Source organism: Thalassovita mediterranea (assembly GCF_001458435.1).
Taxonomy (GTDB): Bacteria; Pseudomonadota; Alphaproteobacteria; order Rhodobacterales; family Rhodobacteraceae; genus Thalassobius; species Thalassobius mediterraneus.
In genome coordinates this window covers 84,879-107,167 of sequence record NZ_CYSF01000006.1, presented here as the reverse complement: position 1 = coordinate 107,167, position 22,289 = coordinate 84,879, and the positions used below count along the sequence as shown (strand labels likewise).

24 protein-coding genes are annotated in these 22,289 nt (G+C 58.4%); 13 read left to right on the top strand and 11 right to left on the bottom strand.

Going from position 1 to position 22,289, the window contains the following annotated elements:
- Window positions 1-197: 197 nt before the first annotated feature.
- The 5 genes from TM5383_RS04475 (at window position 198) to TM5383_RS04455 (ending at window position 5,109) form a co-directional block, all read left to right on the top strand.
- Window positions 198-728, top strand: coding sequence for an SRPBCC family protein (locus TM5383_RS04475; RefSeq protein ID WP_058317845.1), 531 nt, complete (start codon window positions 198-200; stop codon window positions 726-728).
- A gap of 59 nt (window positions 729-787) precedes the next feature.
- The gene (locus TM5383_RS04470) at window positions 788-1,273 is read left to right on the top strand and encodes a (2Fe-2S)-binding protein (RefSeq protein ID WP_058318379.1); all 486 of its coding nucleotides are present in this window, start codon (window positions 788-790) and stop codon (window positions 1,271-1,273) included.
- 116 nt (window positions 1,274-1,389) lie between these two features.
- The gene (locus TM5383_RS04465; protein WP_058317844.1) at window positions 1,390-3,765 is read left to right on the top strand and encodes a xanthine dehydrogenase family protein molybdopterin-binding subunit; all 2,376 of its coding nucleotides are present in this window, start codon (window positions 1,390-1,392) and stop codon (window positions 3,763-3,765) included.
- Between the two features lie 15 nt (window positions 3,766-3,780).
- Window positions 3,781-4,566, top strand: coding sequence for an FAD binding domain-containing protein (locus tag TM5383_RS04460; protein WP_058317843.1), 786 nt, complete (start codon window positions 3,781-3,783; stop codon window positions 4,564-4,566).
- A gap of 153 nt (window positions 4,567-4,719) precedes the next feature.
- Window positions 4,720-5,109 carry a hypothetical protein gene (locus TM5383_RS04455; RefSeq protein ID WP_058317842.1) on the top strand — a complete coding sequence of 130 codons (390 nt, stop codon included), beginning with the start codon at window positions 4,720-4,722 and terminating at the stop codon, window positions 5,107-5,109.
- A gap of 18 nt (window positions 5,110-5,127) precedes the next feature.
- Here the strand turns inward: TM5383_RS04455 and TM5383_RS04450 are convergent, their stop codons facing one another.
- Both TM5383_RS04450 and infC read right to left on the bottom strand, forming a co-directional pair.
- The gene (locus TM5383_RS04450) at window positions 5,128-5,787 is read right to left on the bottom strand and encodes an SAM-dependent methyltransferase (RefSeq protein ID WP_306345446.1); all 660 of its coding nucleotides are present in this window, start codon (window positions 5,785-5,787) and stop codon (window positions 5,128-5,130) included.
- A gap of 71 nt (window positions 5,788-5,858) precedes the next feature.
- Entirely contained in the window at window positions 5,859-6,404 is a 546-nt protein-coding gene (infC, locus tag TM5383_RS04445; protein ID WP_058317840.1) for a translation initiation factor IF-3, read from the bottom strand.
- Window positions 6,405-6,596: 192 nt separating this feature from the next.
- Here infC and TM5383_RS04440 point away from each other — a divergent pair, with 192 nt between their 5' ends.
- Window positions 6,597-7,262, top strand: a complete 666-nt coding sequence (locus TM5383_RS04440) for a hypothetical protein (protein ID WP_058317839.1) — start codon at window positions 6,597-6,599, stop codon at window positions 7,260-7,262.
- 162 nt (window positions 7,263-7,424) lie between these two features.
- Here the strand turns inward: TM5383_RS04440 and TM5383_RS04435 are convergent, their stop codons facing one another.
- The 5 genes from TM5383_RS04435 to TM5383_RS04415 all read right to left on the bottom strand — a co-directional run bounded on the left by TM5383_RS04435 (window position 7,425) and on the right by TM5383_RS04415 (window position 11,538).
- Complete coding sequence (locus TM5383_RS04435) at window positions 7,425-8,285, bottom strand: ferredoxin--NADP reductase (RefSeq protein ID WP_058317838.1); 861 nt, start codon at window positions 8,283-8,285, stop codon at window positions 7,425-7,427.
- 146 nt (window positions 8,286-8,431) lie between these two features.
- Complete coding sequence (locus TM5383_RS04430; protein ID WP_058317837.1) at window positions 8,432-8,839, bottom strand: DUF934 domain-containing protein; 408 nt, start codon at window positions 8,837-8,839, stop codon at window positions 8,432-8,434.
- Window positions 8,836-9,579, bottom strand: coding sequence for a phosphoadenylyl-sulfate reductase (locus TM5383_RS04425; RefSeq protein WP_058317836.1), 744 nt, complete (start codon window positions 9,577-9,579; stop codon window positions 8,836-8,838). The genes TM5383_RS04430 and TM5383_RS04425 overlap by 4 nt, the downstream gene beginning before the upstream one ends.
- Window positions 9,569-11,236, bottom strand: a complete 1,668-nt coding sequence (locus TM5383_RS04420) for a nitrite/sulfite reductase (RefSeq protein ID WP_058317835.1) — start codon at window positions 11,234-11,236, stop codon at window positions 9,569-9,571. The genes TM5383_RS04425 and TM5383_RS04420 overlap by 11 nt, the downstream gene beginning before the upstream one ends.
- The gene (locus TM5383_RS04415; protein WP_058317834.1) at window positions 11,236-11,538 is read right to left on the bottom strand and encodes a DUF2849 domain-containing protein; all 303 of its coding nucleotides are present in this window, start codon (window positions 11,536-11,538) and stop codon (window positions 11,236-11,238) included. Before TM5383_RS04415 ends, TM5383_RS04420 begins: the two co-directional genes overlap by 1 nt.
- A 142-nt stretch (window positions 11,539-11,680) precedes the next feature.
- Between TM5383_RS04415 and TM5383_RS04410 the strand changes: the two genes are divergently transcribed.
- Both TM5383_RS04410 and TM5383_RS04405 read left to right on the top strand, forming a co-directional pair.
- Window positions 11,681-12,142, top strand: coding sequence for an Lrp/AsnC family transcriptional regulator (locus TM5383_RS04410; protein WP_058317833.1), 462 nt, complete (start codon window positions 11,681-11,683; stop codon window positions 12,140-12,142).
- On the top strand, window positions 12,139-12,420 hold the full coding sequence (locus tag TM5383_RS04405; protein WP_058317832.1) for an Rdx family protein: 282 nt from the start codon (window positions 12,139-12,141) through the stop codon (window positions 12,418-12,420). The genes TM5383_RS04410 and TM5383_RS04405 overlap by 4 nt, the downstream gene beginning before the upstream one ends.
- Window positions 12,421-12,592: 172 nt before the next feature.
- Here TM5383_RS04405 and TM5383_RS04400 read toward each other — a convergent pair whose 3' ends face one another.
- Entirely contained in the window at window positions 12,593-13,774 is a 1,182-nt protein-coding gene (locus TM5383_RS04400; RefSeq protein WP_058317831.1) for a cytochrome P450, read from the bottom strand.
- Between the two features lie 102 nt (window positions 13,775-13,876).
- On the opposite strand from TM5383_RS04400, the gene TM5383_RS04395 reads away from it, so the two are divergent.
- The 5 genes from TM5383_RS04395 (at window position 13,877) to TM5383_RS04375 (ending at window position 20,354) form a co-directional block, all read left to right on the top strand.
- Window positions 13,877-15,622 carry a sensor histidine kinase gene (locus TM5383_RS04395; protein WP_231725031.1) on the top strand — a complete coding sequence of 582 codons (1,746 nt, stop codon included), beginning with the start codon at window positions 13,877-13,879 and terminating at the stop codon, window positions 15,620-15,622.
- Window positions 15,619-16,869, top strand: a complete 1,251-nt coding sequence (locus TM5383_RS04390; protein ID WP_058317829.1) for a sigma-54-dependent transcriptional regulator — start codon at window positions 15,619-15,621, stop codon at window positions 16,867-16,869. Before TM5383_RS04395 ends, TM5383_RS04390 begins: the two co-directional genes overlap by 4 nt.
- A gap of 324 nt (window positions 16,870-17,193) precedes the next feature.
- On the top strand, window positions 17,194-18,201 hold the full coding sequence (locus TM5383_RS04385) for a DctP family TRAP transporter solute-binding subunit (RefSeq protein ID WP_058317828.1): 1,008 nt from the start codon (window positions 17,194-17,196) through the stop codon (window positions 18,199-18,201).
- 90 nt (window positions 18,202-18,291) lie between these two features.
- Window positions 18,292-18,972, top strand: a complete 681-nt coding sequence (locus TM5383_RS04380) for a TRAP transporter small permease (RefSeq protein WP_058317827.1) — start codon at window positions 18,292-18,294, stop codon at window positions 18,970-18,972.
- Window positions 18,973-18,977: 5 nt separating this feature from the next.
- The gene (locus TM5383_RS04375) at window positions 18,978-20,354 is read left to right on the top strand and encodes a TRAP transporter large permease (protein WP_058317826.1); all 1,377 of its coding nucleotides are present in this window, start codon (window positions 18,978-18,980) and stop codon (window positions 20,352-20,354) included.
- Between the two features lie 106 nt (window positions 20,355-20,460).
- Here TM5383_RS04375 and tpiA read toward each other — a convergent pair whose 3' ends face one another.
- The 3 genes from tpiA to TM5383_RS04360 all read right to left on the bottom strand — a co-directional run bounded on the left by tpiA (window position 20,461) and on the right by TM5383_RS04360 (window position 22,218).
- A complete protein-coding gene (gene tpiA, locus TM5383_RS04370) occupies window positions 20,461-21,210 on the bottom strand; it encodes a triose-phosphate isomerase (protein ID WP_058317825.1) in 750 nt (249 codons plus the stop codon).
- 142 nt (window positions 21,211-21,352) lie between these two features.
- Window positions 21,353-21,703: a HesB/IscA family protein gene (locus tag TM5383_RS04365; RefSeq protein WP_058317824.1), complete on the bottom strand. Its 351-nt coding sequence runs from the start codon at window positions 21,701-21,703 to the stop codon at window positions 21,353-21,355.
- A 152-nt stretch (window positions 21,704-21,855) separates the two neighbouring features.
- On the bottom strand, window positions 21,856-22,218 hold the full coding sequence (locus TM5383_RS04360; protein WP_058317823.1) for an SUF system Fe-S cluster assembly protein: 363 nt from the start codon (window positions 22,216-22,218) through the stop codon (window positions 21,856-21,858).
- Window positions 22,219-22,289 lie beyond the last annotated feature (71 nt).

The following is a 22,289-nucleotide window of genomic DNA, read 5'->3' as shown; positions in this document are numbered from 1 at the left end:
CCTACGCTATGCGCATTGGGGGCGTCTATTCTGTGCACCGATTGTCATATCTGTGCGATCTATCCATGACTTAGGCTCGATGACTTAGGTGGTGTTTAACCATACTGTTATGGTTTCATGATGGGATTGGGTCAGATCTGGTCACACAAAGAAGACGCCCTAACTAAAAACAACGCGCAATTCAAAGGACGCCACATATGCAACTCACAGATACCCGCGACATCAACGCAGATCGCGAAACTGTTTGGGCGGGGCTGCTGTCGGCCGAGGTTCTGGGCGCCTGCGTGCCCGGTTGCAAAGAAATGAACGGCAGTGCTTCCGAAGGCTTCGAAGCAACGGTTGTGCAAAAGGTCGGGCCAGTGAAGGCGACGTTCAAGGGCGCGGTCTCGCTCTCAGACATTGTAGAGGGTCAATCGTTGACCCTGGCGGGCGAAGGCAAGGGCGGCGCCGCCGGTTTTGCCAAAGGTGAGGCTCGCGTCAGTCTGGAGGATGCGCCTGATGGCGGCACCCGCCTGATCTACGACGTTGAGGCCAAAGTTGGGGGCAAGCTGGCCCAGCTTGGTAGCCGTATCATCGACGGTTTCGCCAAAAAGATGGCGGATCAGTTTTTTGAGAACTTCCAACAGGCTGTGGAGGAGCCCGAGGAAGACACCAGCGCTGCAGAGGCTGAGGCTGACGTTGGCGAAGGTACATCCAAGAAGGGGTGGTTCAAGAAGATGCTGGGCTAACAGGCCCAGTCAAACGCACGTACCGAAATAGCAATACGCAATGCTTTAGGGAGGGCATGATGACAAAACTAACGATGACCGTGAACGGTCGATCCGTGTCAGGAGAGGTTGAGGGCCGCACGCTCTTGTCTACGTTCCTGCGCGAAAATCTGGGGCTGACCGGCACCCATGTGGGCTGTGACACTAGCCAATGTGGCGCCTGCACGGTGCATGTGAACGGGCTGGCGGTAAAATCCTGCACCATGTTCGCACAAGAGGCCGCAGAGGCAGATGTCGCCACCATCGAAGGGCAGGCCGCGCCAGATGGCACGCTGAACGCAATTCAGCAGGCGTTTCAGGATTACCACGGTCTGCAATGCGGGTTCTGTACCCCCGGTATGGTGATGGCAGCAGCGTCGCTGCTGAAAGACAACCCCAAACCAACCGAGGCCGAGGTGCGCCATCATCTGGAAGGCAACATTTGCCGCTGCACCGGCTATCACAACATCGTCCGCGCCATCATGGCGGCCTCTGGCCAGGACGTGGCGCCGGTGGCGGCGGAATAATCTTAAAAACCAAGATCCGCTGCGCCCCATGTCGGGCGCGGTTTTAGATTGAGTATTTCTGGAACATTGAAAGGCGCGGGCAGGAGGAGGCCCAGACCTTTTCAAGGGAGGATGATATGCCAAAGGATCAAGGCATTGGCGCCAGCAGCAAGCGGCGCGAAGACGTACGGTTTCTGACCGGAACCGGTAATTACACAGACGACATTAATCTGGTGAATCAAACCTACGCGCATTTCCTGCGCTCTGACGTGGCGCATGGGGTGATCAACGGGATTGATGCCTCAGCGGCTGAGGCGATGGACGGCGTTGTGCGTGTCTTCACCGCCAAGGATTTCGAAGGCGTCGGCGGTGTGCCCTGCGGCTGGCAGGTGACAGACCGTCATGGTCAACCGATGCAGGAACCCAAACACCCCGTTCTGGCTGAGGGTAAGGTGCGCCATGTGGGCGATCCCATTGCGGTGGTCATTGCCGAAACGCCCGAACTGGCCCGCGACGCGGCAGAGGCGATTGACGTGGATATCACCGAACTGCCTGCCGTCGTCGATATGAAGGCCGCCGTGGCCGAGGGGGCGCCTAAGGTGCATGACGATCTGACCTCAAACCTTTGCTATGACTGGGGGTTTGTTGAGGAAAATCGCGAAGCGGTGGATCAGGCGATCAAGAACGCCGCCCATGTGACCACGCTGGAACTGGTGAATAACCGCTTGGTCGCCAACCCGATGGAACCGCGCGTGGCCGTTGGCGATTACAACCGCGCCAATGATGAGCACACGCTCTACACCACCTCGCAGAACCCGCATGTGATCCGCCTGCTGATGGGCGCCTTTGTGCTGGGGATCCCCGAACATAAACTGCGCGTTGTTGCGCCGGATGTGGGCGGTGGCTTTGGCACCAAGATTTTCCATTATGCGGAAGAGGCTTTCGTGACTTTCGCGGCCAAGGCGATCAACCGTCCGGTCAAATGGACCGCCTCACGATCCGAGGCGTTTATTTCCGACGCCCATGGCCGCGATCATGTGACCAAGATCGAACTGGCGCTGGATGCAGACCATAAATTCGTCGCCCTGCGTACCGACACCTACGCCAACATGGGTGCCTATCTGTCGACCTTCGCGCCTTCGGTGCCCACATGGTTGCACGGCACCTTGATGGCGGGCAACTACATCACGCCCTTGGTCTATGTGAACGTGAAGGCGGTGTTTACCAACACTGTTCCCGTGGATGCCTATCGCGGGGCAGGCCGGCCAGAGGCGACGTTCCAGTTGGAACGCGTGGTGGATAAGGCCGCGCGTGAATTGGGCATGGATCCGGCAGAGCTGCGGCGTCTGAACTTCATCAAGCCAGAACAGTTCCCCTATGACACGCCTGTTGCCGTCACCTATGACACCGGCAACTACCACGCCACGCTGGATAAGGCGCTGGAGCTGACCGATTACGCCAGCTTCGACACCCGCGCAGCAGAGAGTAAGGCGCGCGGCAAGCTGCGCGGTTTCGGCATCGCGCATTATATCGAGGCATGCGGCATCGCGCCCTCAAACCTCGTCGGACAACTGGGCGCGCGTGCGGGTCTGTATGAATCGGCCACCGTGCGGGTCAATGCCACCGGATCTATCGCGGTGATGACCGGCAGCCACAGCCACGGGCAGGGGCACGAAACCACCTTTGCCCAAGTGGTGGCGGATATGATCGGCATTGATGAAAGTCAGGTTGATATCGTTCACGGCGACACGGCGCGAACGCCAATGGGCATGGGCACCTACGGTTCCCGCTCCATCGCGGTGGGGGGATCAGCCATGGTGCGCGCCGCTGAAAAGGTCCTCAACAAGGCCAAGAAGATCGCCGCTCACCTGATGGAAGCCGCAGATGCGGACATCGAGCTGAAGGATGGACAGTTTTCGGTCGCGGGCACGGATAAATCCGTGGCTTGGGGCGATGTCTGTCTGGCCGCCTATGTGCCGCACAACTACCCGCTGGAAGAGATTGAGCCGGGGCTGGAGGAAACCGCATTTTATGATCCGGCGAACTTCACCTATCCCTCCGGCGCCTACTTCTGCGAGGTAGAGGTCGATCCCGGCACCGGCAAGGTTGAGGTCGTGGGCTTCACCGCAGCGGATGATTTCGGCAACGTTATCAACCCGATGATCGTTGAAGGTCAGGTGCACGGCGGTGTCGCCCAAGGCATCGGTCAGGCGATGCTGGAAAACTGCGTCTATGACGACAACGGCCAACTGCTGAGCGGGTCCTATATGGACTACGCCATGCCACGCGCCAGTGATCTGCCCATGTTTGAGGTGGACCATTCCTGCCAGACCCCCTGTACGCACAACCCACTGGGCGTGAAGGGCTGTGGCGAGGCAGGGGCGATCGGTTCGCCGCCTGCACTGGTCAACGCGGTGATTGATGCCCTGCATCGCGGTGGCTACCCTGTGGAACATATCGACATGCCGCTGTCGCCATCGCGTGTGTGGAACGCGATGCAGTCGGTCAAATAAGAAAGGACAGTCAGAATGTATAACTTTGACTTTGAACAGCCCGGCAGCGTCGATGAAGCCGTCGCGGCGTTGCAGGGTGAGGATGCGCTGGCACTGTCCGGCGGGCAGACGCTGATCCCGTCGATGAAACAGCGCCTGAATGCGCCGTCAAAACTGGTGAGCCTCACCGCAATTGAGGCGCTGAAAGGTGTCTGCCCTGATAGCGGTCAAATTGCCATCGGCGCCGCCACGACCCACGCGACAGTCGCGGCCGAGGCAACGGGGTATCCGGCGCTGGCTGCATTGGCTGGGGGCATTGGCGATCCGGCGGTGCGCAATCGCGGCACCATCGGGGGATCGCTGGCCAACAACGACCCTGCGGCCTGTTATCCGGCGGCTGTGCTGGCCTCAGGCGCGACCGTCGTGACCAACACGCGTGAAATCGCTGCGGATGACTATTTCGACGGCATGTTCACCACCGCGCTGGAGGAGGGGGAGATCATCACCGATGTCCGCTTCCCCATCCCTGAAAAGGCCAGCTATCAGAAGTTCGAACAGCCCGCCTCACGCTTTGCGCTGACTGGGGTTTTCGTCGCCAAATATGCCGACGGTGTGCGCGTCGCGGTCACTGGTGCGTCCGAGGATGGCGTCATGCGCTGGGCCGAGGCGGAGGCAGCGCTGTCGGCTGATTTCTCTGCTGCGGCGATTGACGGACTATCGGTCAGTGCGGATGGGCTGATCGGAGATCTGCACGGCACGCCCGAATATCGCGCCAACCTGATCAAGGTGCTGACCAAGCGCGCGGTTGACGCTGCCAGCTGATTGATCTTGAAGGTGCGATAGCCCTAAGCTGCATTGATCCTGCCCTTGTAAAATAACGTGGGGGCAGGATCACGCTGTCGTGTCTGCCCCGGCCTTGCGGTCGGGGCTTTCTCTGTTTCTAGTTAACAGGCGTAGCAAACAAGGGACGCGGATATGGTTGTTGAAATTTGGCAGAGCTTTCGCCGCACACCGCTTTGGGTGCAGATTTGGGTGGTCGCGATCCTCATCCCGGCAAATATCCTACCGATTGCCTTTCTGGGTCATCCCGGGGCTGCGCTGATCACTGTTTTGTCTATTGGGGGCATGTTGCCCAATTTGGTAATTATGGCCCTAGATCGCGGAGTGTCGCGGGCGATGTCGATCCCGCATCTGTTCCTTTGGATTCCGTTGGTCGTGGTTTTGGTCCATCAGTTGGCCACAGTGGAATTGGCTGCGGGCTACGCTGCATTTTTGGCGGTGTTGCTGGTGATTGACCTGATTTCTCTGGCGTTTGATATCCCCGACAGTTTGCGTTGGTTGCGTGGGGATCGCGGGATTGCCTGAGGGCATTACCCGCAGCGCCTATTCGATGGGTTTGCGCGCAATCAAATCTATCAGTGCTGACATGCCTGAATGACCGCGCCCTTCTTGGACCTCGCGTTCATAAGCGTCGAGCGTTTCAATCTCCCAGCCAGAAAAGGCGGAGCGTAGCATTTCGGGAGTGTAAAGGTTTTCGACAAACGGCGGGCCACCTGTGCCGTGTTCCAGCTGTTTGGGCGTATAACCATGCAGCATGACAATTCCACCGGGCTTGGTTGCTGCCTGCATTCGTTCGAACTGCAGCGCGCGCTCATCTGGTCCGACAAACTGGATGAAGATACCCGCGACGACGTCAAAATGTGCGTCAGGCCACGGGTCACGCAGAATATCGCACTGACGAAAATCAACTGTAACTGAGCGTTCTGCGGCCAAGTCCTTGGCCCGGGAAATAGCTGTTGGGGCGAACTCTAAGGCTGTGACCTCCATCCCGCGTTCTGCCATGAAAACGGAGTTGCGCCCTTCGCCATCCGCGACGGCCAATGCGGTCTGCCCTGGGATCAGGCGATCCAGATGGTCACGCAAAAATTGCGCGGGGGCGGTGCCAAATACATAATCACGTGATCCTGCATAGCGTTCTTCCCACATCGTCCGGTCCTTTCGTCTAGCTTTTACAGATAAATGGTGCCGCATCTGTGCAATCAAGAGGGCGCAATAAAAAACGCCCCCGCGTCTATGGCAGGGGCGTTTCGAAAAACATCAGATCTGGATCTGGCTTACTTGTTCAGCGGGCCGATCATCATGATCATCTGGCGGCCTTCCATCTTGGGCATGTTTTCAACTTTGCCCAGTTCTTTGATGTCCTCGGCAACACGCAGCAGCAGCTCACGGCCCAGGTTCTGGTGCGCCATTTCGCGGCCACGGAAGCGCAGGGTGACCTTCACCTTGTCGCCTTTTTCCAGGAACTTGATCACGTTACGCATCTTGACCTCATAGTCGTGCGTATCGGTGTTGGGGCGGAACTTCACCTCCTTCACCTCGATGATCTTCTGCTTTTTGCGCGCCTCGGATTCCCGTTTCTGCTGTTCGTACTTGAACTTACCATAGTCCATGATCTTGCAGACGGGGGGCTTCGCGTTCGGCGAGATTTCCACCAGGTCAAGGCCAGCCTCTTCGGCCATTGCCATGGCTTTGGCGGGCGAGACAACGCCGACATTTTCACCTTCTGCTCCAATCAGGCGCACTTCGGTGGCGCGGATGCGCTCGTTGGTGCGGGGGCCGGTGTCGCGTGTCGGGGGCGCGTTATGAGGTCTGCGGGCTATGGGTTCAATCCTTCAATCGTTGGCAAATTTGCGCACCAAACTTATCGCTGTCGCCGCCTACCTTCAAGCGGCAAAAGACCTGCTAGGGGGCAAATCTGCGGCTTTTCCCCCTAGAATGTTGCCGTGTGACGGGGCTTTTGTCGGCGCAGATGACACGCGGCGTTGTGCTGCGACGAGGAAGGGAACATCGTTATGAAATTTGGTTTGGGAATTGTTGTGGCTGCAGTGGCGGTTGTTGCGGGGTATTTGGCGATGACCCGCGTGAACGAAGATCACACCGAGGTCGCGACCTCAGCGCAGCCAGCACAGGTCGAAGAAACTACTGTTGCAACGCCGACAGTCGAGGAACAGCTGGAAACAAATGCTGAAGAAGAGGCTGCAGCCAGCGTTACTGAACAAGCGGTTGAGGCAACACAAAACGCCGTGGAGCAAGCCCAAGAGGCGGTAGAGGCAGCTGCGGACATTGCCACAGAGGCTGCGCAGGAAACGGTCGAGGCGGCATCAGATGCTGTGCAAGAGGTTGCATCGGATGTGGCAGAAGCGGTGGAAGGTGCCGTTGATAGTGCCCCCGACATGGGCGAAGCCGTGACTGAGGCCGTGACCGAAAACACATTTGTAGAAACTGCGACTGAGACTGGATCCGCGATGGCCGACAAAACCATTGATGCTGCCAAGGGCGCAGCTGAATGGTTCACGGTTGAGGGGTTTGATTTTGACAAAGCTTCCGCCTTTATCGCTGAGTCGGAATTGAACGCGCTGGCGCAGGTGGCGTTGACCAAAGGGTTGGAAACTGCCCGCGATAATCCGGAATTGCTGTCCGTTGCGCTGGAAAAGGCACGTATGCAGCTGGGGCTGTGATCCTAACCAAAGTTTGGTTTGGTAAAAGGGGTTGCCGCGTCCCATCTGGGGCGCGGTGTTTTGGGGCAAATAAATCTGCAAATTGGATCAATTCGCCGATGACAAAGAAAAACCGCACCCGAAAGGATGCGGTTTTAATGGTTCAGCGGTCCCGACTATCGATTAGTCGAGGAACGCCTTTTCAACCACGTAATGCGCGGGCTTGGAGTTGGCGCCTTCTTCCAGACCGTAGGTGTTTTCAAACAGGTCTTTCAGTTCCAGGTTAAACGCCAGGTTGCCGCAGATCATCGCGCGGTCGCTTTCGGGGTTGAGCGGCGGCACGCCCAGATCGGCAAACGCTTCGCCCGAGCGCATAAGGTCGGTGATCCGGCCCATCTTGGCGCTCTCTTCGCGGGTGGTGGTGGGGTAGTATTTGATCTTCTTCCAGAAGCCCTCACCAATCACCTCGTTCAGCAGCTCATCGTCCTTCAGGCTTTCGATCAACTCACGGCCATAGGTCAGCTCACCCGCTTCGCGACAGGTGTGGGTGATGATCACCTCATCATAGTCTTCGTAAGTCTGCGGTTCGCGCAGCAGTGAGGCGAAAGGTGCAAAGCCGGTGCCGGTGGCAAAGAACCAGATGCGTTTGCCGGGGATCAGCGCGTCATGCACCAGCGTGCCGACGGGTTTCGGGCGCAGGATGATTTCATCGCCCACCTTGATATGCTGCAGCTTGGATGTCAGCGGACCGTCCTGCACCTTGATCGAGTAGAACTCCATCTCTTCGTCCCAAGAGGGCGAGGCGATGGAATAGGCGCGCAGCAGCGGCTTTTGCTTGCCGGTTTTGGGATCGGGATCGCCCATCAGGCCGATCATCACAAACTCACCCGAACGGAAACGCAGCGACGCTGGGCGCGTGCAGCGGAAGGAGAACAGGCGGTCAGTCCAATGCTTGACCTCGGTCACGGTCTGGGCATCGGGGAGGGCGGGCGCCTTGGGCGCTTTTACTACAGCAGCGTCGGTCACGGTTGATGTCTCTGTCATATGCGGTTTAGCCGATATTTAAACCGGCATCCTCTATCTATCTTTGATCCATGTCAGATGAAAGGCTGGATCAGATGGTGTCAGGCAACCGTCGCGGGCAGGGCTTGGCGGCGTCGCGCAAGTGCAGCTGGCGGGTTGCCTGATCCTTAGCCGGTACGCAGGCGATTCTGGTAGTCGTTTGCCTGCCAGTCAGCGCGGAAGTTCCATTCGCCTTCGGGCTGGCGCGCGGCCAGTTCGTCGCTGATTTCCACCTCGTCAAAGCCGCTGCGGCGGGCCATGGCGTATTGGTCGGAAATCACATGGCCTTTGGCGCGCAGACGACCGGTGTAGCCCAGCAGACGCAGATGACGCGCAATGGTGAAACCGCGGCCATCGGCAAAGCTGGGAAAATCCACGCGGATCAGCTGGATCGAGTTCAGCCGTTCCTGCAGTGCGGTGGGGTCATCATGGGATGCCAGATCCACCGCCACAGCGTTTTCCGAGTCTTCAAGGTCTGCAATCGGCCCAACCCAGTCATCGCTGGCAAAGCCCTTGTCGCTTACGATCACGCTCATTGTTGCGCTCCAATTCTTACCATTTTGCCATCCACCATGTGGATACCGCATTCTTCTTTGTTGCTGCCGCGCCAGCGGCCTGCACGTTCGTCTTCGCCCGGCTTCACCTTGGATGTGCAGGGGCGGCAGCCGATTGACGGATACCCTTGGGCGATCAGCGGGTGTTTGGGCAGGCGGTTGTTGATCAGGTAGTCCTGAACGTCCTGCTTTTCCCAATGCGCCAGCGGGTTCACCTTGATGCGCTTATCTTCTTCGTTCTCAAAGAACTCAAGCGCAGCGCGGCTGCCTGCCTGAAACCGTTTACGTCCGGTAATCCAAGCGTCAAACCCGCTAAGCGCCTTTTCCAAAGGCCGGGTTTTGCGCAGATCACAGCACGCATCGGTGTCGCGCAAATGCAGGGCGCCAAACGGATCCTGTTCTGCCACTTCGTCAGCATCAGCATGGATCACGCGCACATCAGTCAGGCCCAGCTTCTGCGCCACGTCGCGCTGATATTCCAGCGTTTCAGGGAACAGCATCTGAGTGTCGATGAACAGCACCGGCGTGGTGGGGTCAACCACTGCCACCATGTGCAGCAACACGACGCTCTCCGCGCCAAAAGAGGACACCATCGCGATGCGACCCACCTGCGGGTCGGTCATCGCCCGTTTCAACACCGCGCTGGCCGCATGGTGCTGATAGCGCTGGTTCAGGTGGTCGACCCGTTCCGTCACGCTGCCAAGGGGGGCCTCAAGCGGCATTTTTCTTCGCTGCCTCCGGGTAGAGCGCGGCTTTGAACGGATCCGGACCCAGACGACGGTAGGCGTCAAGGAAGGTTTCGTTCTCATCTTCGCGCTGCGCGAGGTAGGTGGTGATGATGGTTTCAATCGCCGCCACCACCTGATCATAGGCAAAGCCGGGGCCGACACGCTGACCGATCACCGCATCTTCGGTGCCGTCACCACCCAGAGTGATCTGGTAGTTTTCGACGCCCGCACGGTCGAGGCCAAGGATACCGATGTGACCCACGTGGTGGTGACCACAGGCGTTGATGCAGCCCGAGATTTTGATCTTCATCGGGCCAATCTCATGCTCCAGCTTCAGCTCTTCGAAGCGTTCTGCAATCTCTTGCGCAACGGGGATCGAACGGGCGGTTGCCAGCGCGCAGTAGTCCATGCCGGGGCAGGCGATGATGTCGCTGATCAGGCCGATGTTGGCAGTGGCCAGACCGGCCTCTTTCAACGCGGCGTGAATTGCGGGCAGGTCTGCCTTGTGGACATGCGGCAGGATCACGTTCTGTTCGTGGCTGATGCGCAGTTCACCATGGCCGTATTTTTCGGCCAGATCGGCCATTACGCGCATCTGATCGCTGGTTGCGTCACCCGGCGTCTGACCATGTGCCTTGATCGAGATCGAGGCAATGGCATAGCCATCCGCCTTGTGCGCCGACAGGTTGGTATCCGCCCAGGCGCGGAACACCGGATCGTTAGCGTAGGCTACGTCATATGGTGCGACGTCCTTGCTGACAAACTCCGGCGCGGCAAAATGCGCCTCGATCGCTTTTAGCATTTCCTGATCAACGCCAGCAAACAGCGGACGGATCGCGGCAAAGCGTTCGTCAACACGGGCGCGTACTTCATCCAGACCGTTTTCGTTTACGGTGATTTTGATGCGGGCCTTATACTTGTTATCGCGGCGACCCAGGGTGTTGTAGACCGACACAATCGCCTCAAGGTAGGGCAACAGGTCCGCTTGCGGCAGGAAGTCTTTGATGACTTTGCCAACAACCGGTGTCCGGCCCAGACCACCACCAACGATGACCTCATAGCCCGCTTTGCCGTCACGTTCGACCATGCGCAGGCCGATGTCATGGGCACGGGTCACGGCGCGGTCGTTGGGCGAACCGGTGATGGCGATTTTGAATTTACGCGGCAGGAACTGGAATTCCGGATGGTCGGTGGACCACTGGCGGATCAATTCGGCTACCGGGCGCGGATCGGCAATCTCATCCGCCGCGGCACCGGCGAAGTGGTCGGCGGTCACGTTACGGATGGTGTTGCCCGAGGTCTGGATCGCGTGCAGGTTCACCTCTGCCAGACTGTCGAGGATATCCGGCACATCCGGCAGCTTCGGCCAGTTGTACTGGATGTTCTGACGGGTGGTGAAGTGACCGTAGCCCTTATCCCACTTGTCTGCAACCAGCGCCAACTGGCGCATTTGATCACTGGACAGGGTGCCATAGGGTATTGCCACACGCAGCATATAGGCGTGCAGCTGCAGATACAGGCCGTTCATCAGGCGCAGCGGTTTAAACTCATCTTCGGTCAGGGCGCCAGAAATGCGGCGTTCCACCTGTGCGCGGAATTGGGCGTTGCGTTGTGCCAGAAAGGCGTCGTCAAAGTCGTTATAGCGATACATCAGAGCACCTCTGCCTGTTTGCCGTGGAAATAGTTGGAAGGGCCAGTGCGGCGGAAGTCCTCACGGAAGTGGGTGGGTTCGGGGCCTTGTTCGCCCGGCTTTACGTCAGCCAGATAGGCGCCGACGATCACGTTCTGCTGACGCGACGCTTCGATCAGGCGAGCATCGGCATGGGCCTCGTCTTCCATGACCTCGGCCTCACACATTTCGCGCGACCAGGTGTCTTGGGCGGTGAAATACACGACGTCGCCTTCCAGAAGGGCGTTCGCGGTGATGACTTTGGGTGTGAAGGGACGGGGCATCTGCCTTCTCCTTAGGTTGACTTGACCTGCTATATAGAAAATATTCCCCCCATTGCGCCATTGGCTGGAACAAATAAGGACTTCATCCAGTGGTGTTGGTAAAATACGAATACGCTGTTCTAAAAAAGCAGGTGGGACCGAAATGACAGTTCGCTTGGATCAGACCGATCGCAAAATTCTGGCAGAGTTGCAGAGCGACGCAGGCCAATCGCTGGATGAAATTGCCCGCAAAGTCGGCTCCTCCAAGACGCCGGTGTGGAATCGTATCCGCAAAATGCGCGAGGCAGGTGTGCTGGGCCAGCAGACCGTCGTTCTGGATGCCGAGAAGCTGGGCTTTGACGCCTGTTTCTTTGTGCTGATCCGCACGTCAGAGCATGAGGCGGAATGGCAGCAGAAATTCCTGACCGCGTTGCACAACCGCCCCGAGGTGCAGGAAGCGCACCGTCTGGCTGGCGATATCGACTATATACTCAAGGTGCGGGTGCAGAACGCGCGGGCCTATGATGAATTTTATCAGGCGCTGATTTCCGAGGTAAAAGTGCATAACGTCACCGCCCTGTTGTCGATGGAAGAGATCAAATCCACAACGGAGCTGCCGCTGTGAGTGGGGCGAAGCCGGTCGTGACGATTGAATATTGCACTGGCTGCAATTGGCTGTTGCGCGCGGGATGGATGGCGCAGGAGTTGTTGCAAAGCTTTGGTGAGGATCTGGGCGGCGTGACCTTGGTTCCCGGATATGGCGGCACCTATGAGGTGCGGGTAGACGGTCAGCTGCTGTGGGAACGCAAACGCGATGGTGGGTTTCCAGAGGCGAAAGAGCTGAAGAAACGCCTGCGCGATCAGATCGACCCAGAACGGGATATGGGGCATTTGGATCGGTGAGAGGCTAAGTGCAGAGGGCTGCGCCCGACCCTGGGTGGGCGCTTCGTGACGGTGAATTGCCCGTTGCCTTCGAAAACAGCCAGAGCATTGAGGTTTGATAAGACAGCGCAAATGCGCCCTCCCGTGGGGAGGGTCGGGCGCAGCCCGGCGGTGCCGGGCCATTAGTGCGAAATCAATACCTCACCCGCAGCCCGCTCAGCCCGTGGAAATGGTAGACATCCCCATATTGCGGCGCGCCATCCAGCCGCAAATTCGGCAACCGTTCAAACAGGATCGGCAGCGCGATCTTCATCTCCAGCCGTGCCAGCGGCGCGCCGACGCAGAAATGCACCCCACTGCCGAAGGCCACATTGGTGGTGACTGGACGGGCAGGGTTAAACACCTCTGGATCATCCCACTTGTCCGGATCACGGTTCGCCGCGCCCAGTAGCAGCGCCACCTGATCGCCGCGCTTAAACGTGTGACCGGCGACCTCCACCTCTTCGTAGGCGTAGCGGGTGAACATATGCAGCGGCGGGTCAAAGCGAAGCGATTCCTCGATGGTGCCGTCTATCCCCTCGTCCGATAGCGCCTCGCGCGGGGTGTTTTGTTCCAGCAGCGTCTTCACCGCGATGCCCAGCGAATGCACTGTTGCCTCATGTCCTGCGTTGAGCAGCAGGATACAGGTGGTGATCAACTCATCTGTGCTCAGCTTCTCGCCGCCTTCTTCGGCCTCGATCAGGCTGGTGATCAGATCATCCCCCGGCTCATTGCGGCGTTGGTCGATGTAGCTGATCATGAAATTGCGGAAATCGGTGGCGGCCTGCATCGCCGCATCCTCAATCTCGCGCGTGCGACGGGCCTGATACATCGACACCATTGCATTGGACCAGCGCAACAGATCATCCGCCATCGCCTCTGGCACGCCCAGAAGGCGGCAGATCACCACCACGGGAACGCGGGTGCAGTACGCTTCCAGTAGATCACACCCACCCGCAGGCAGGTCGTCTATCAACTGATGGCACAGCGCCTCAATCTCTGGTCCCATCGCCGCAATCCGGCGCGAGGTAAAGGCACGCAGCACCAGCGAGCGCAGGCGTTTGTGGCGCGGTCCATCCAGTTCCAGCATCGAATGCGCTTCAATATCATAGAAGGGACGCAGGCGATCGGGGATCTCTGGTGCAAATTCCGGCGGGCATTCGCGGCCGAACCGGCGATCCTTGAACAGCATCATCACCACCGCATAAGAGGTGGCGCAGATCAGGTCATACTCCTTCCAGAAGACCAGCGGCCCAGCAGCGCGGGCGCGGTCATAGAACGGGTAAGGATTTTGCACAAAGTCGGGATCGGTCGGCGATTGGCTGAGGTGTTTCATGCGGTGTTGCTAGTCCAAGCCCTCTGGCCTTTGCAAGCCTGTGCAGGCTAAGTTCGCCGCATGAATTCTATTGCCCCATCTTTTGCCCTACGACGTTGGTTGATGATCGTCCTTTTTTTGCTGGCGGTTCTGGCCATTTCAGGTGGCGTCTGGCGCTATGGTTACGTGCAGGCGCTGGGCCAATTGGCACAACGTGGGCGCGTCGATTTGGCGTTGGCGACCGACCGGCTGACGGGGCAGTTGCAGCAATATCAACAGTTGGCAGTACTGACCGCGGATCATCCGGTGGTGCGTGATGTGTTGGCGGGATCGGGCTTGGAACGGGCGGAAAAACATCTGTTGAAGGCCGCTGACAAAACCGCCGCATTGGATCTGGTGTTGGTGGATCAGAACGGTTTGGTGATCGTGTCGGCCAATGGGCTGACTGCACGCGATTTGTCAGATCGCAGCCATTGGCGCCGCGCCCGCCAGGGTGCGATGGGCGAAGAACACGGGATCATTCGTGCCACCGGTCAGCGTAGCTATTCGTTTGCGGCGCCGGTTTTTGGCACCGAAGGTGCGGACAAGGGGAAGGTACAGGGCGCGCTGATTGTGGTCGCCAACATCGACCGCATCGAGGAAGAGTGGCGCGGCGCACGTCCGTCGATCTTTTTCACTGATACGAATGCAGATTTGGGCGGAGAGGTCTTTATCACCAATCGCTCGGAACTCCTTCATTGGCGGCGGCAAGCAGATGGGCGTCTGATCCCCAACACCGGCGCGAGTACGTCCTTTGGGGTGCGCAATGTCGGGGGCTATGAGCTGTGGCTTACAGACTGGTCTGCCTATGTGCCGGCCCGTGGCCTGCATCTGGAACAGGATCTGCCCGCGATTGGCATGCGGGCCGAAGCCTTGATTGATGTGGATCCTGCCCGTCGTTTGGCAGGATTGCAGGCAGCGGTTGTGGCGGCGGTCTTTCTGGCCTTTGGGGCACTGTCGCTGATTGCCACCACGCGCCGTGATGCATTGGCACAGGTTAATGCCGTTTTGGAAAGCCGCGTTGCCGCCCGCACCGCCGAGTTGTCTCAGGCCAACGATAGTTTGCGTAGCGAGGTCGCTGAGAGGATCGCGGCAGAGCAAGCGCTGAAAAAGGCGCAGGACGATCTGGTGCAGGCTGGTAAACTGTCGGCGTTGGGGCAGATGTCGGCAGGGATCAGTCACGAATTGAACCAGCCGCTGATGGCGATCCGGCAGTACGCCGAAAATGGCAGTGCCTTTATGGAGCGCGGCCGACCAGAGCGCGCCAATGAAAACCTGTCTCGTATCGCTGATATGGCCGCCCGCATGGCGCGGATCATCAAAAATCTGCGCGCCTTTGCCCGCAATGAAAGCGAACCAGTAGGGCAGGTGGACCTGGTGCATGTGGTAAATACCGCAGTGGAGCTGACAGAGGCACGTCTGCGCGCTGATGCAGTGACACTCGATTGGGATGCAGGGGCGACCGACAGTCCCCTTTGGGTGCGGGCAGGCGATGTTCGTCTGACGCAGGTGTTGGTGAACCTGATCAATAACGCCGCCGATGCAATGTTGGACCAAGAGGACAGGCAGGTGCGCATCGTGATTAATTCAGGCCAGCGTTTGTCGGTTACCGTGCGCGATATCGGTCCGGGGATCAAAGAGCCTGACAAGGTGTTCGAACCGTTCTATTCCACCAAAACCGTCGGCACCTCCGAAGGGATGGGGCTGGGCCTGTCGATTTCTTACGGCTTGGTCCAGAGTTTTGGCGGCAGAATTCGCGGCAGCAACGCCGCGACAGGCGCAATGTTCACCGTTGAGTTGGAACGCTGGACAGAAGGGAACGCAGGATGACGAACGCCGCTGATATTCGCAGGGTTCTGGTTGTGGATGATGATGCGGCGGTGCGTGATGCGCTGGCGCAGACCTTGGAACTGGCCGATTTGGATCCGTTTCCTGTTAGCTCGTTCATCGAGGCGAAGGATCATATCGGTGCTGATTTCGCGGGGGTCGTTCTGTCGGATATCCGTATGCCGGGGCGGGATGGGTTCCATTTGTTGCAGCATACGCAGGCAACCGATGCGGAACTGCCGGTGATCCTTTTGACCGGCGAAGGCGATATTCCAATGGCGGTGCAGGCCATGCGGCAGGGGGCGTTTGGTTTTCTGGAAAAACCCTGCGCCACCACCGATCTGCTGGCGGCGCTGGAACGGGCGCTGAAAACCCGTCAAATGGTGCTGGATAACCGCCGGATGAAAGCGCAGCTTGAAACTGGCGATGCAGCGGCAAGGATGCTTTATGGACAATCCGATTTGGCCGAAGCGCTGCGCAACCGTGCCCGTTTGGCGGCGCGGGCAGGGACGGATGTGCTGGTCACCGGTGCGCCGGGGTCCGGTATCTATAAGGTTGCTGAGGTTATTCATCTTACCTCCGCTCAGGCGAAGGGACCGTTTGTCAAACGCGCAGCGCCGACGCTGGATCGCGCGGGGTTGGCGGATGCTGTGGCTGCGGCTCAGGGGGGGACGCTGTTTCTAGATGATCTGGGGGGCTTGGCGTTGGACGTGCAAAGCGCCCTTATCGAAGCACTGGAAGAAGGCGGTCTGCGCCTGATTGGCGGTACCATTCAGGACCTGAGTGCTGCCGTCGCAAGCGGTGATCTGCTGGCAGAGCTGTATTACCGGATCGAGGTGATGAAAGTGCGCGTGCCGTCACTGAAAGAGCGCCCGGATGATATCCCTGTCCTGTTTCGTCAATACGTTGCCCAAGCCGCCGAACAGTCGGGGCTTCAGTCGCCTGAAATCACCTCGGATTTGTTGGCGGATCTGATGGCGCGGGACTGGCCCGGCAACGCGCGCGCACTGATGAGCGCAGCCATGCGGTTCGTTCTGGGCGAGGAAGGGGAGGAGGCAGACGATAGCGCCGATCTGGGGCTGGCCGAACAAATGGCGCGAGTGGAACGGTCTTTGTTGATTGCCGCGCTGCGTCGGGCAGAGGGGCGCGCCAGTGCTGCGGCCAAGGCGCTTAAATTGCCGCGCAAGACCTTTTACGACAAGCTTGCACGCTATGGCGTAAAACCCGAACACTACCGCGAAGAAGGATGAGCGAGTGTTGCCCCAGCAGGCCGTTCGCCTAGTCGACCAAGGTCGAGGCGCCATTGGGGTGTGGTGCCTTGAGTTGGTCAAACTGTGCGGAAATCCGCACAATAGCCTCACCGGCCTGTGCGGAAAGTCGCACACATTGCTCTGACCACCCCATTTTGCAGGTGTTGGAGGCGGAAAAAATACATTCTCCCACAGTGACTTGTCGTAAAAATGACGCTTGTGCCTCACTTTTCCTTGAGACGATGTCCGCTATTGGAAAATCTGACCCCGTTGCACCCGGAGGGGGTGCTCACGACTTCAGATGATCTCTCGGGAGGAGATACTATGAAATACTTCACCACCGCTGCGGCCGCGCTGGCCCTGTCTGTTTCTGCTTCGGCTGTTTTTGCTGCAGGCGCCTGTGACGATGGCGAAATCGTCATCAAGTTCAGCCACGTGACCAACAGCGACAAACACCCCAAAGGCATCGCTGCCTCGCTGCTGGAAAAGCGCGTGAACGAGGAAATGAACGGCAAAGTTTGCCTTGAGGTGTTCCCGAACTCGACTCTCTACAACGATAACCAGGTTCTGGAAGCGATGTTGCAGGGCGACGTTCAGCTGGCCGCCCCGTCGCTGTCGAAGTTTGAGCAGTTCACCAAAAAGTTCCGCATCTTCGACCTGCCGTTCATGTTCAAGAACATCGACGCTGTAGACGAATTCCAGAACTCGGAAACCGGTCAGGCGATGAAAGAATCGATGACCCGTCGCGGTCTGCTGGGTCTGGCCTTCTGGCACAACGGCATGAAGCAGATGTCGGCGAACAAGCCGCTGGAACTGCCGACCGATGCCGCCGGCCTGAAATTCCGCGTACAGAACTCTGAAGTGCTGAAAGCACAGATGGCCGCGCTGGGCGGCTCCCCGCAGCCGATGGCCTTCTCCGAAGTGTACGGCGCGCTGCAAACCGGCGTTGTAGACGGTCAGGAAAACACCTGGTCCAACATCTACGGCAAGAAGTTCTTCGAAGTTCAGGACGGTGTGACCGAAACCAACCACGGCATCATCGACTACCTGGTTGTGACCTCGACCGATTTCTGGGACTCGCTGCCTGACGATGTACGTGACCAACTGGGCACCATCATTGCTGAAGTGACCGCAGTACGTAACGCCGAATCCACCGCAGTGAACGCAGCGGCGAAACAGTCGGTGATCGAAGCAGGCGGCACCGTGCGCGCACTGGACGATGCACAGCGCACCGCATGGGTCGAAGCGATGAAGCCGGTTTGGGAGCAGTTCAAAGGCGACGTTGGTGAAGACAACATCGCAGCTGCCCAAGCGATCAACGCCAAACACTAAGCTTTAGCGACAATCTGAAAACCCGGTCCGCGGTATCGGGCCGGGTTTTTTATATCCAAATATCCGAAATTCCGAAGGAAGGGGCGGGACATGTCGGGACATTACACACCCAAAACCGCATTTTCGCGGTTTGTGCATGAGTTTGAAGAAACCTTTATCGCGATCATTTTGGGGCTGATGACCATCATCACCTTCATCAACGTGATCCTGCGCTATGGGTTCAACACAGGCCTGATCTGGGGGCTGGAGGCAACAGCGTTCCTGTTTGCTTGGCTGGTTCTTTTTGGCATGAGCTACGCGGTGAAGGTAACCGCACACCTTGGTGTGGACGCGGTGCTGAACGCCGTTCCTAAAGGCGTCCGCCGCCTGATGGGACTGGTGGCTGCTGCCATTTGCGTCGCCTACGCATTTTTGCTGTTCAAGGGCGCATGGGACTACTGGGCGCCGTTTGCAGGCTTTGACGCCACAACCGGCCGTTGGTTCCCCACCGGGTTTGCCAATAGCCGTGATCAGGCTTGGTACGAGGTTGGCGATATCTACATGGTAGAGTGGCTGCGCTGGATCGAGCCCGTGTTCAATCAGGGTGAGACTTACGAAAAGCTGCCCCGTTTCATCCCCTATGTGATGCTGCCCATTGGCGCTGCACTGTTGTTGTTCCGTGTTCTTCAGGCCTCATGGCGCCTGATCAGCGGCCAACAGGAAAGCCTGATCGTCAGCCACGAAGCCGAAGACGCGGTCGAAGAAGTCCGCCACCACAACGCTGAGGACTAAGTCAGATGGAAGTTCTTGTTCTCTTTTCCATGATCGTTGGCCTGCTGCTGATCGGTGTGCCGATCGCGATCTCGCTGGGCTTTTCGTCTATCATCTTCTTGCTGGTTCTGTCCGACACCTCGCTGGCGTCAATCGCGCAGACCATGTTTCAGGCGATGGCCGGGCACTACACGCTGCTGGCGATCCCGTTCTTTATCCTTGCCTCTAGCTTCATGTCGACGGGTGGGGTAGCGAAACGGATCATTCGTTTTTCGATCGCCATTGTTGGCCACTTCCCCGGTGGTCTGGCCATCGCGGGTGTGTTTGCCTGTATGCTGTTTGCGGCCCTGTCGGGCTCGTCTCCCGCAACCGTTGTTGCCATTGGTTCCATCGTGATCGCAGGTATGCGTCAGGTTGGCTATTCCAAAGACTTCGCCGCAGGTGTGATCGCCAACGCGGGTACGCTGGGCATCCTGATCCCGCCGTCCATCGTGATGGTTGTTTACGCCTCGGCTGTAGAAGTGTCCGTTGGCCGGATGTTCCTTGCAGGTGTTATTCCCGGCCTGATGGCGGGTTCGATGCTGATGATCACCATCTATGTGATCGCCCGCATCCGTAACCTGCCCAAAGGTGACTGGCAGGGCTGGGGTGAGGTCTTTGCATCCGGCATGGATGCGATCTGGGGTCTGTTCCTGATCGTAATCATTCTGGGCGGTATCTACGGTGGTATCTTTACCCCGACCGAAGCTGCAGCGGTGGCCGCGGTCTATGCCTTCCTGATCTCTAGCTTTGTCTATCGCGACATGGGGCCGCTCAGCCGTCCTGAGGGCGAGGCGAACCTGACCCTGCTGCAAAAACCGGTCGCACTGATCACCGCGTTTTTCCATCGCGACACCAAACACACCCTGTTTGAAGCGGGCAAGCTGACTGTCACCCTGATGTTCATCATCGCCAACGCGCTGATCCTGAAGCACGTTCTGACTGACGAACAGATCCCGCAGCAGCTGGCGACCGCCATGCTGGATGCCGGTCTGGGTCCGGTGATGTTCCTGATCATTGTGAACGTGATCCTGCTGATCGGCGGTCAGTTCATGGAGCCGTCGGGCCTGTTGGTCATCGTGGCACCGCTGGTGTTCCCGATCGCGATTGAACTGGGTATCGACCCGATCCATCTGGGCATCATCATGGTGGTGAACATGGAAATCGGCATGATCACCCCGCCGGTTGGTCTGAACCTCTTCGTCACTTCCGGCGTTGCAGGCATGCCGATGATGCGGGTGGTGAAGGCCGCGCTGCCGTTCCTGGCTGTGCTCTTCGTCTTCCTGATCATGGTGACCTATATCCCGGCGATCTCGACCTTCTTGCCCAACTACTTCATGGGGCCAGAGATTATAACCAAGTGATCTTGGTAGAGATCTGAAAAACGAAAACGGCGCCCAGTGTGGCGCCGTTTTTATTTGAGTATTTTGGGATCATTGAAAGAGGATGGATGCCTCTTCCCAGGGCCGTTTAGCTGGCCTCAAGTGCGGTGATGATGCCGCTGAAATCCTCGGCCTTCAGGCTGGCGCCGCCGACCAATGCGCCGTCGACGTTGGAAACGGCAAAGATCTCTTCGGCATTTGTCGGCTTGACCGAGCCGCCGTAGAGCAGGCGGATTTTATCGGCGAAGTCTGCGCCGAAACGGCCGGTCAGCTCGGCGCGGATGAAATCATGCACTTCGGCGATTTCTGTCAGCGTTGGGATCTTGCCGGTGCCGATGGCCCAGACGGGTTCATAGGCCACGACCAGCGTGTCAGCTGCCGCGTCCGCGGGGATGGATCCGGTGAGCTGCGCCTTGATCACATCCAGCGTTTCACCACCCTCACGCTGTGCCAGAGTTTCGCCCACACAGACCACAGCAATCAGGCCTGCGCCCTGCACGGTGGTGGTTTTGGCGGCAACCAGCGCGTCGTCTTCGCCGTGATCTTCGCGCCGTTCGGAATGGCCAAGGATTACCGCACCTGCGCCCGCATCCGCCAGCATGGCGGCAGAGATGTCGCCAGTATGCGCGCCAGAGCCGGCGGTGTGGCAGTCCTGGCCGCCGATCATCAGCGGTTTGCCAGCTGTGGCGGCAGCGGCTGCGCCAACCAGTGTGGCGGGGGGGCAGATCATCACATCAACAGCTGGGGTAGGGTGGCGGCTGGTCAGATCGTTCAATACTTCGATCTGGGCAGCAAGCCCGTTCATTTTCCAGTTCCCAGCAGCCAGTTTGCGACGCATCGTATTCCCCTCAACAACAGTTTCTTGTGGTTCGCTGCCCGGTTTTCACAGGCACGTGAACAATGCTGTCAGTTGCACCAACTGGCAGGTCCAAGGCAAGAGCCAAGGGCGCTAACATGTGGGGAATTGCGCAGGGGGTGCGTTACATTCCGGCGAATTTGATGGATTCGCCGCAGCCGCAGGCCTCTGTCACGTTGGGGTTGTTGAATTTGAACCCGGCTTCCAACAGCGACACCTCATAATCGATCTGGGTGCCAAACAGGAACATCTGCGCCATTGGTGCGATCATCACGCGGGCGCCGTCCTGTTCCACCACCTCATCGTTGGGGTCGATGGTTTCGGCATAATCCATGGTGTATTCCATGCCCGCACAGCCGCCCTTCTTGACGCCAATGCGCAGCCCCTGATGGCCGTCTTTTTCCATCAGTTTGGCGATCTGTGCCGCCGCTTTCGGGGTCAGGGTGACAGCCTGTTTGCCGGGGATCGAAAACATGGGTGTGGTCCTTCGGGGGTGGTTCGCGCTTACCCTGTAATTTAGGGGCGCTATCGGGTGATCTCAAGTCACAATGACGCGCAGCAAAACGGACGCGCAACAAAAAGGCAGGCGCTGTGGCCTGCCTTCTCATACGTTCAAGTGGATGCAGCTTACATAAAGCCCAGCTCAAGGCGGGCTTCGTCGCTCATCATTTCCATGCCCCACGGCGGTTCCCAGGTCAGGTCCACCTCGACATGCTGGATGCCATCAAGCGGTTCGATTGCGTCCACAATCCAACCCGGCATGTCGCCTGCTACCGGACAGCCCGGCGCGGTCAGCGTCATGATCACCGACACGCGGTTATCATCGGTAATCTGGATCGTGTAGATCAGGCCCAGATCATAGATGTTTACCGGAATTTCGGGGTCATACACGGTGCGGCAGGCCTCGACGACCTTGTCATACATCGGGTGAGAGACGCTGGAAGGCGCGATCAGCGGGGTGCCTTCTAGCGGTTCAGCATTATCGTTCATGGCGTTCGTCCATTTTAACCTGAGCGAAGATATAAGGTTTGCCGCACCCAAGGTCCAGTGCTGCTGGGCAT

Bases quoted from the DNA above. Each gene is read 5' to 3' on its own strand.
- TM5383_RS04475 (WP_058317845.1), top strand. From the start codon at position 198: ATGCAACTCACAGATACCCGCGACATCAACGCAGATCGCGAAACTGTT.
- TM5383_RS04470 (WP_058318379.1), top strand. From the start codon at position 788: ATGACAAAACTAACGATGACCGTGAACGGTCGATCCGTGTCAGGAGAG.
- TM5383_RS04465 (WP_058317844.1), top strand. From the start codon at position 1,390: ATGCCAAAGGATCAAGGCATTGGCGCCAGCAGCAAGCGGCGCGAAGAC.
- TM5383_RS04460 (WP_058317843.1), top strand. From the start codon at position 3,781: ATGTATAACTTTGACTTTGAACAGCCCGGCAGCGTCGATGAAGCCGTC.
- TM5383_RS04455 (WP_058317842.1), top strand. From the start codon at position 4,720: ATGGTTGTTGAAATTTGGCAGAGCTTTCGCCGCACACCGCTTTGGGTG.
- TM5383_RS04440 (WP_058317839.1), top strand. From the start codon at position 6,597: ATGAAATTTGGTTTGGGAATTGTTGTGGCTGCAGTGGCGGTTGTTGCG.
- TM5383_RS04435 (WP_058317838.1), bottom strand. From the start codon at position 8,285: ATGACAGAGACATCAACCGTGACCGACGCTGCTGTAGTAAAAGCGCCC.
- TM5383_RS04430 (WP_058317837.1), bottom strand. From the start codon at position 8,839: ATGAGCGTGATCGTAAGCGACAAGGGCTTTGCCAGCGATGACTGGGTT.
- TM5383_RS04425 (WP_058317836.1), bottom strand. From the start codon at position 9,579: ATGCCGCTTGAGGCCCCCCTTGGCAGCGTGACGGAACGGGTCGACCAC.
- TM5383_RS04420 (WP_058317835.1), bottom strand. From the start codon at position 11,236: ATGTATCGCTATAACGACTTTGACGACGCCTTTCTGGCACAACGCAAC.
- TM5383_RS04415 (WP_058317834.1), bottom strand. From the start codon at position 11,538: ATGCCCCGTCCCTTCACACCCAAAGTCATCACCGCGAACGCCCTTCTG.
- TM5383_RS04410 (WP_058317833.1), top strand. From the start codon at position 11,681: ATGACAGTTCGCTTGGATCAGACCGATCGCAAAATTCTGGCAGAGTTG.
- TM5383_RS04400 (WP_058317831.1), bottom strand. From the start codon at position 13,774: ATGAAACACCTCAGCCAATCGCCGACCGATCCCGACTTTGTGCAAAAT.
- TM5383_RS04395 (WP_231725031.1), top strand. From the start codon at position 13,877: ATGATCGTCCTTTTTTTGCTGGCGGTTCTGGCCATTTCAGGTGGCGTC.
- TM5383_RS04390 (WP_058317829.1), top strand. From the start codon at position 15,619: ATGACGAACGCCGCTGATATTCGCAGGGTTCTGGTTGTGGATGATGAT.
- TM5383_RS04385 (WP_058317828.1), top strand. From the start codon at position 17,194: ATGAAATACTTCACCACCGCTGCGGCCGCGCTGGCCCTGTCTGTTTCT.
- TM5383_RS04380 (WP_058317827.1), top strand. From the start codon at position 18,292: ATGTCGGGACATTACACACCCAAAACCGCATTTTCGCGGTTTGTGCAT.
- TM5383_RS04375 (WP_058317826.1), top strand. From the start codon at position 18,978: ATGGAAGTTCTTGTTCTCTTTTCCATGATCGTTGGCCTGCTGCTGATC.
- tpiA (WP_058317825.1), bottom strand. From the start codon at position 21,210: ATGCGTCGCAAACTGGCTGCTGGGAACTGGAAAATGAACGGGCTTGCT.
- TM5383_RS04365 (WP_058317824.1), bottom strand. From the start codon at position 21,703: ATGTTTTCGATCCCCGGCAAACAGGCTGTCACCCTGACCCCGAAAGCG.
- TM5383_RS04360 (WP_058317823.1), bottom strand. From the start codon at position 22,218: ATGAACGATAATGCTGAACCGCTAGAAGGCACCCCGCTGATCGCGCCT.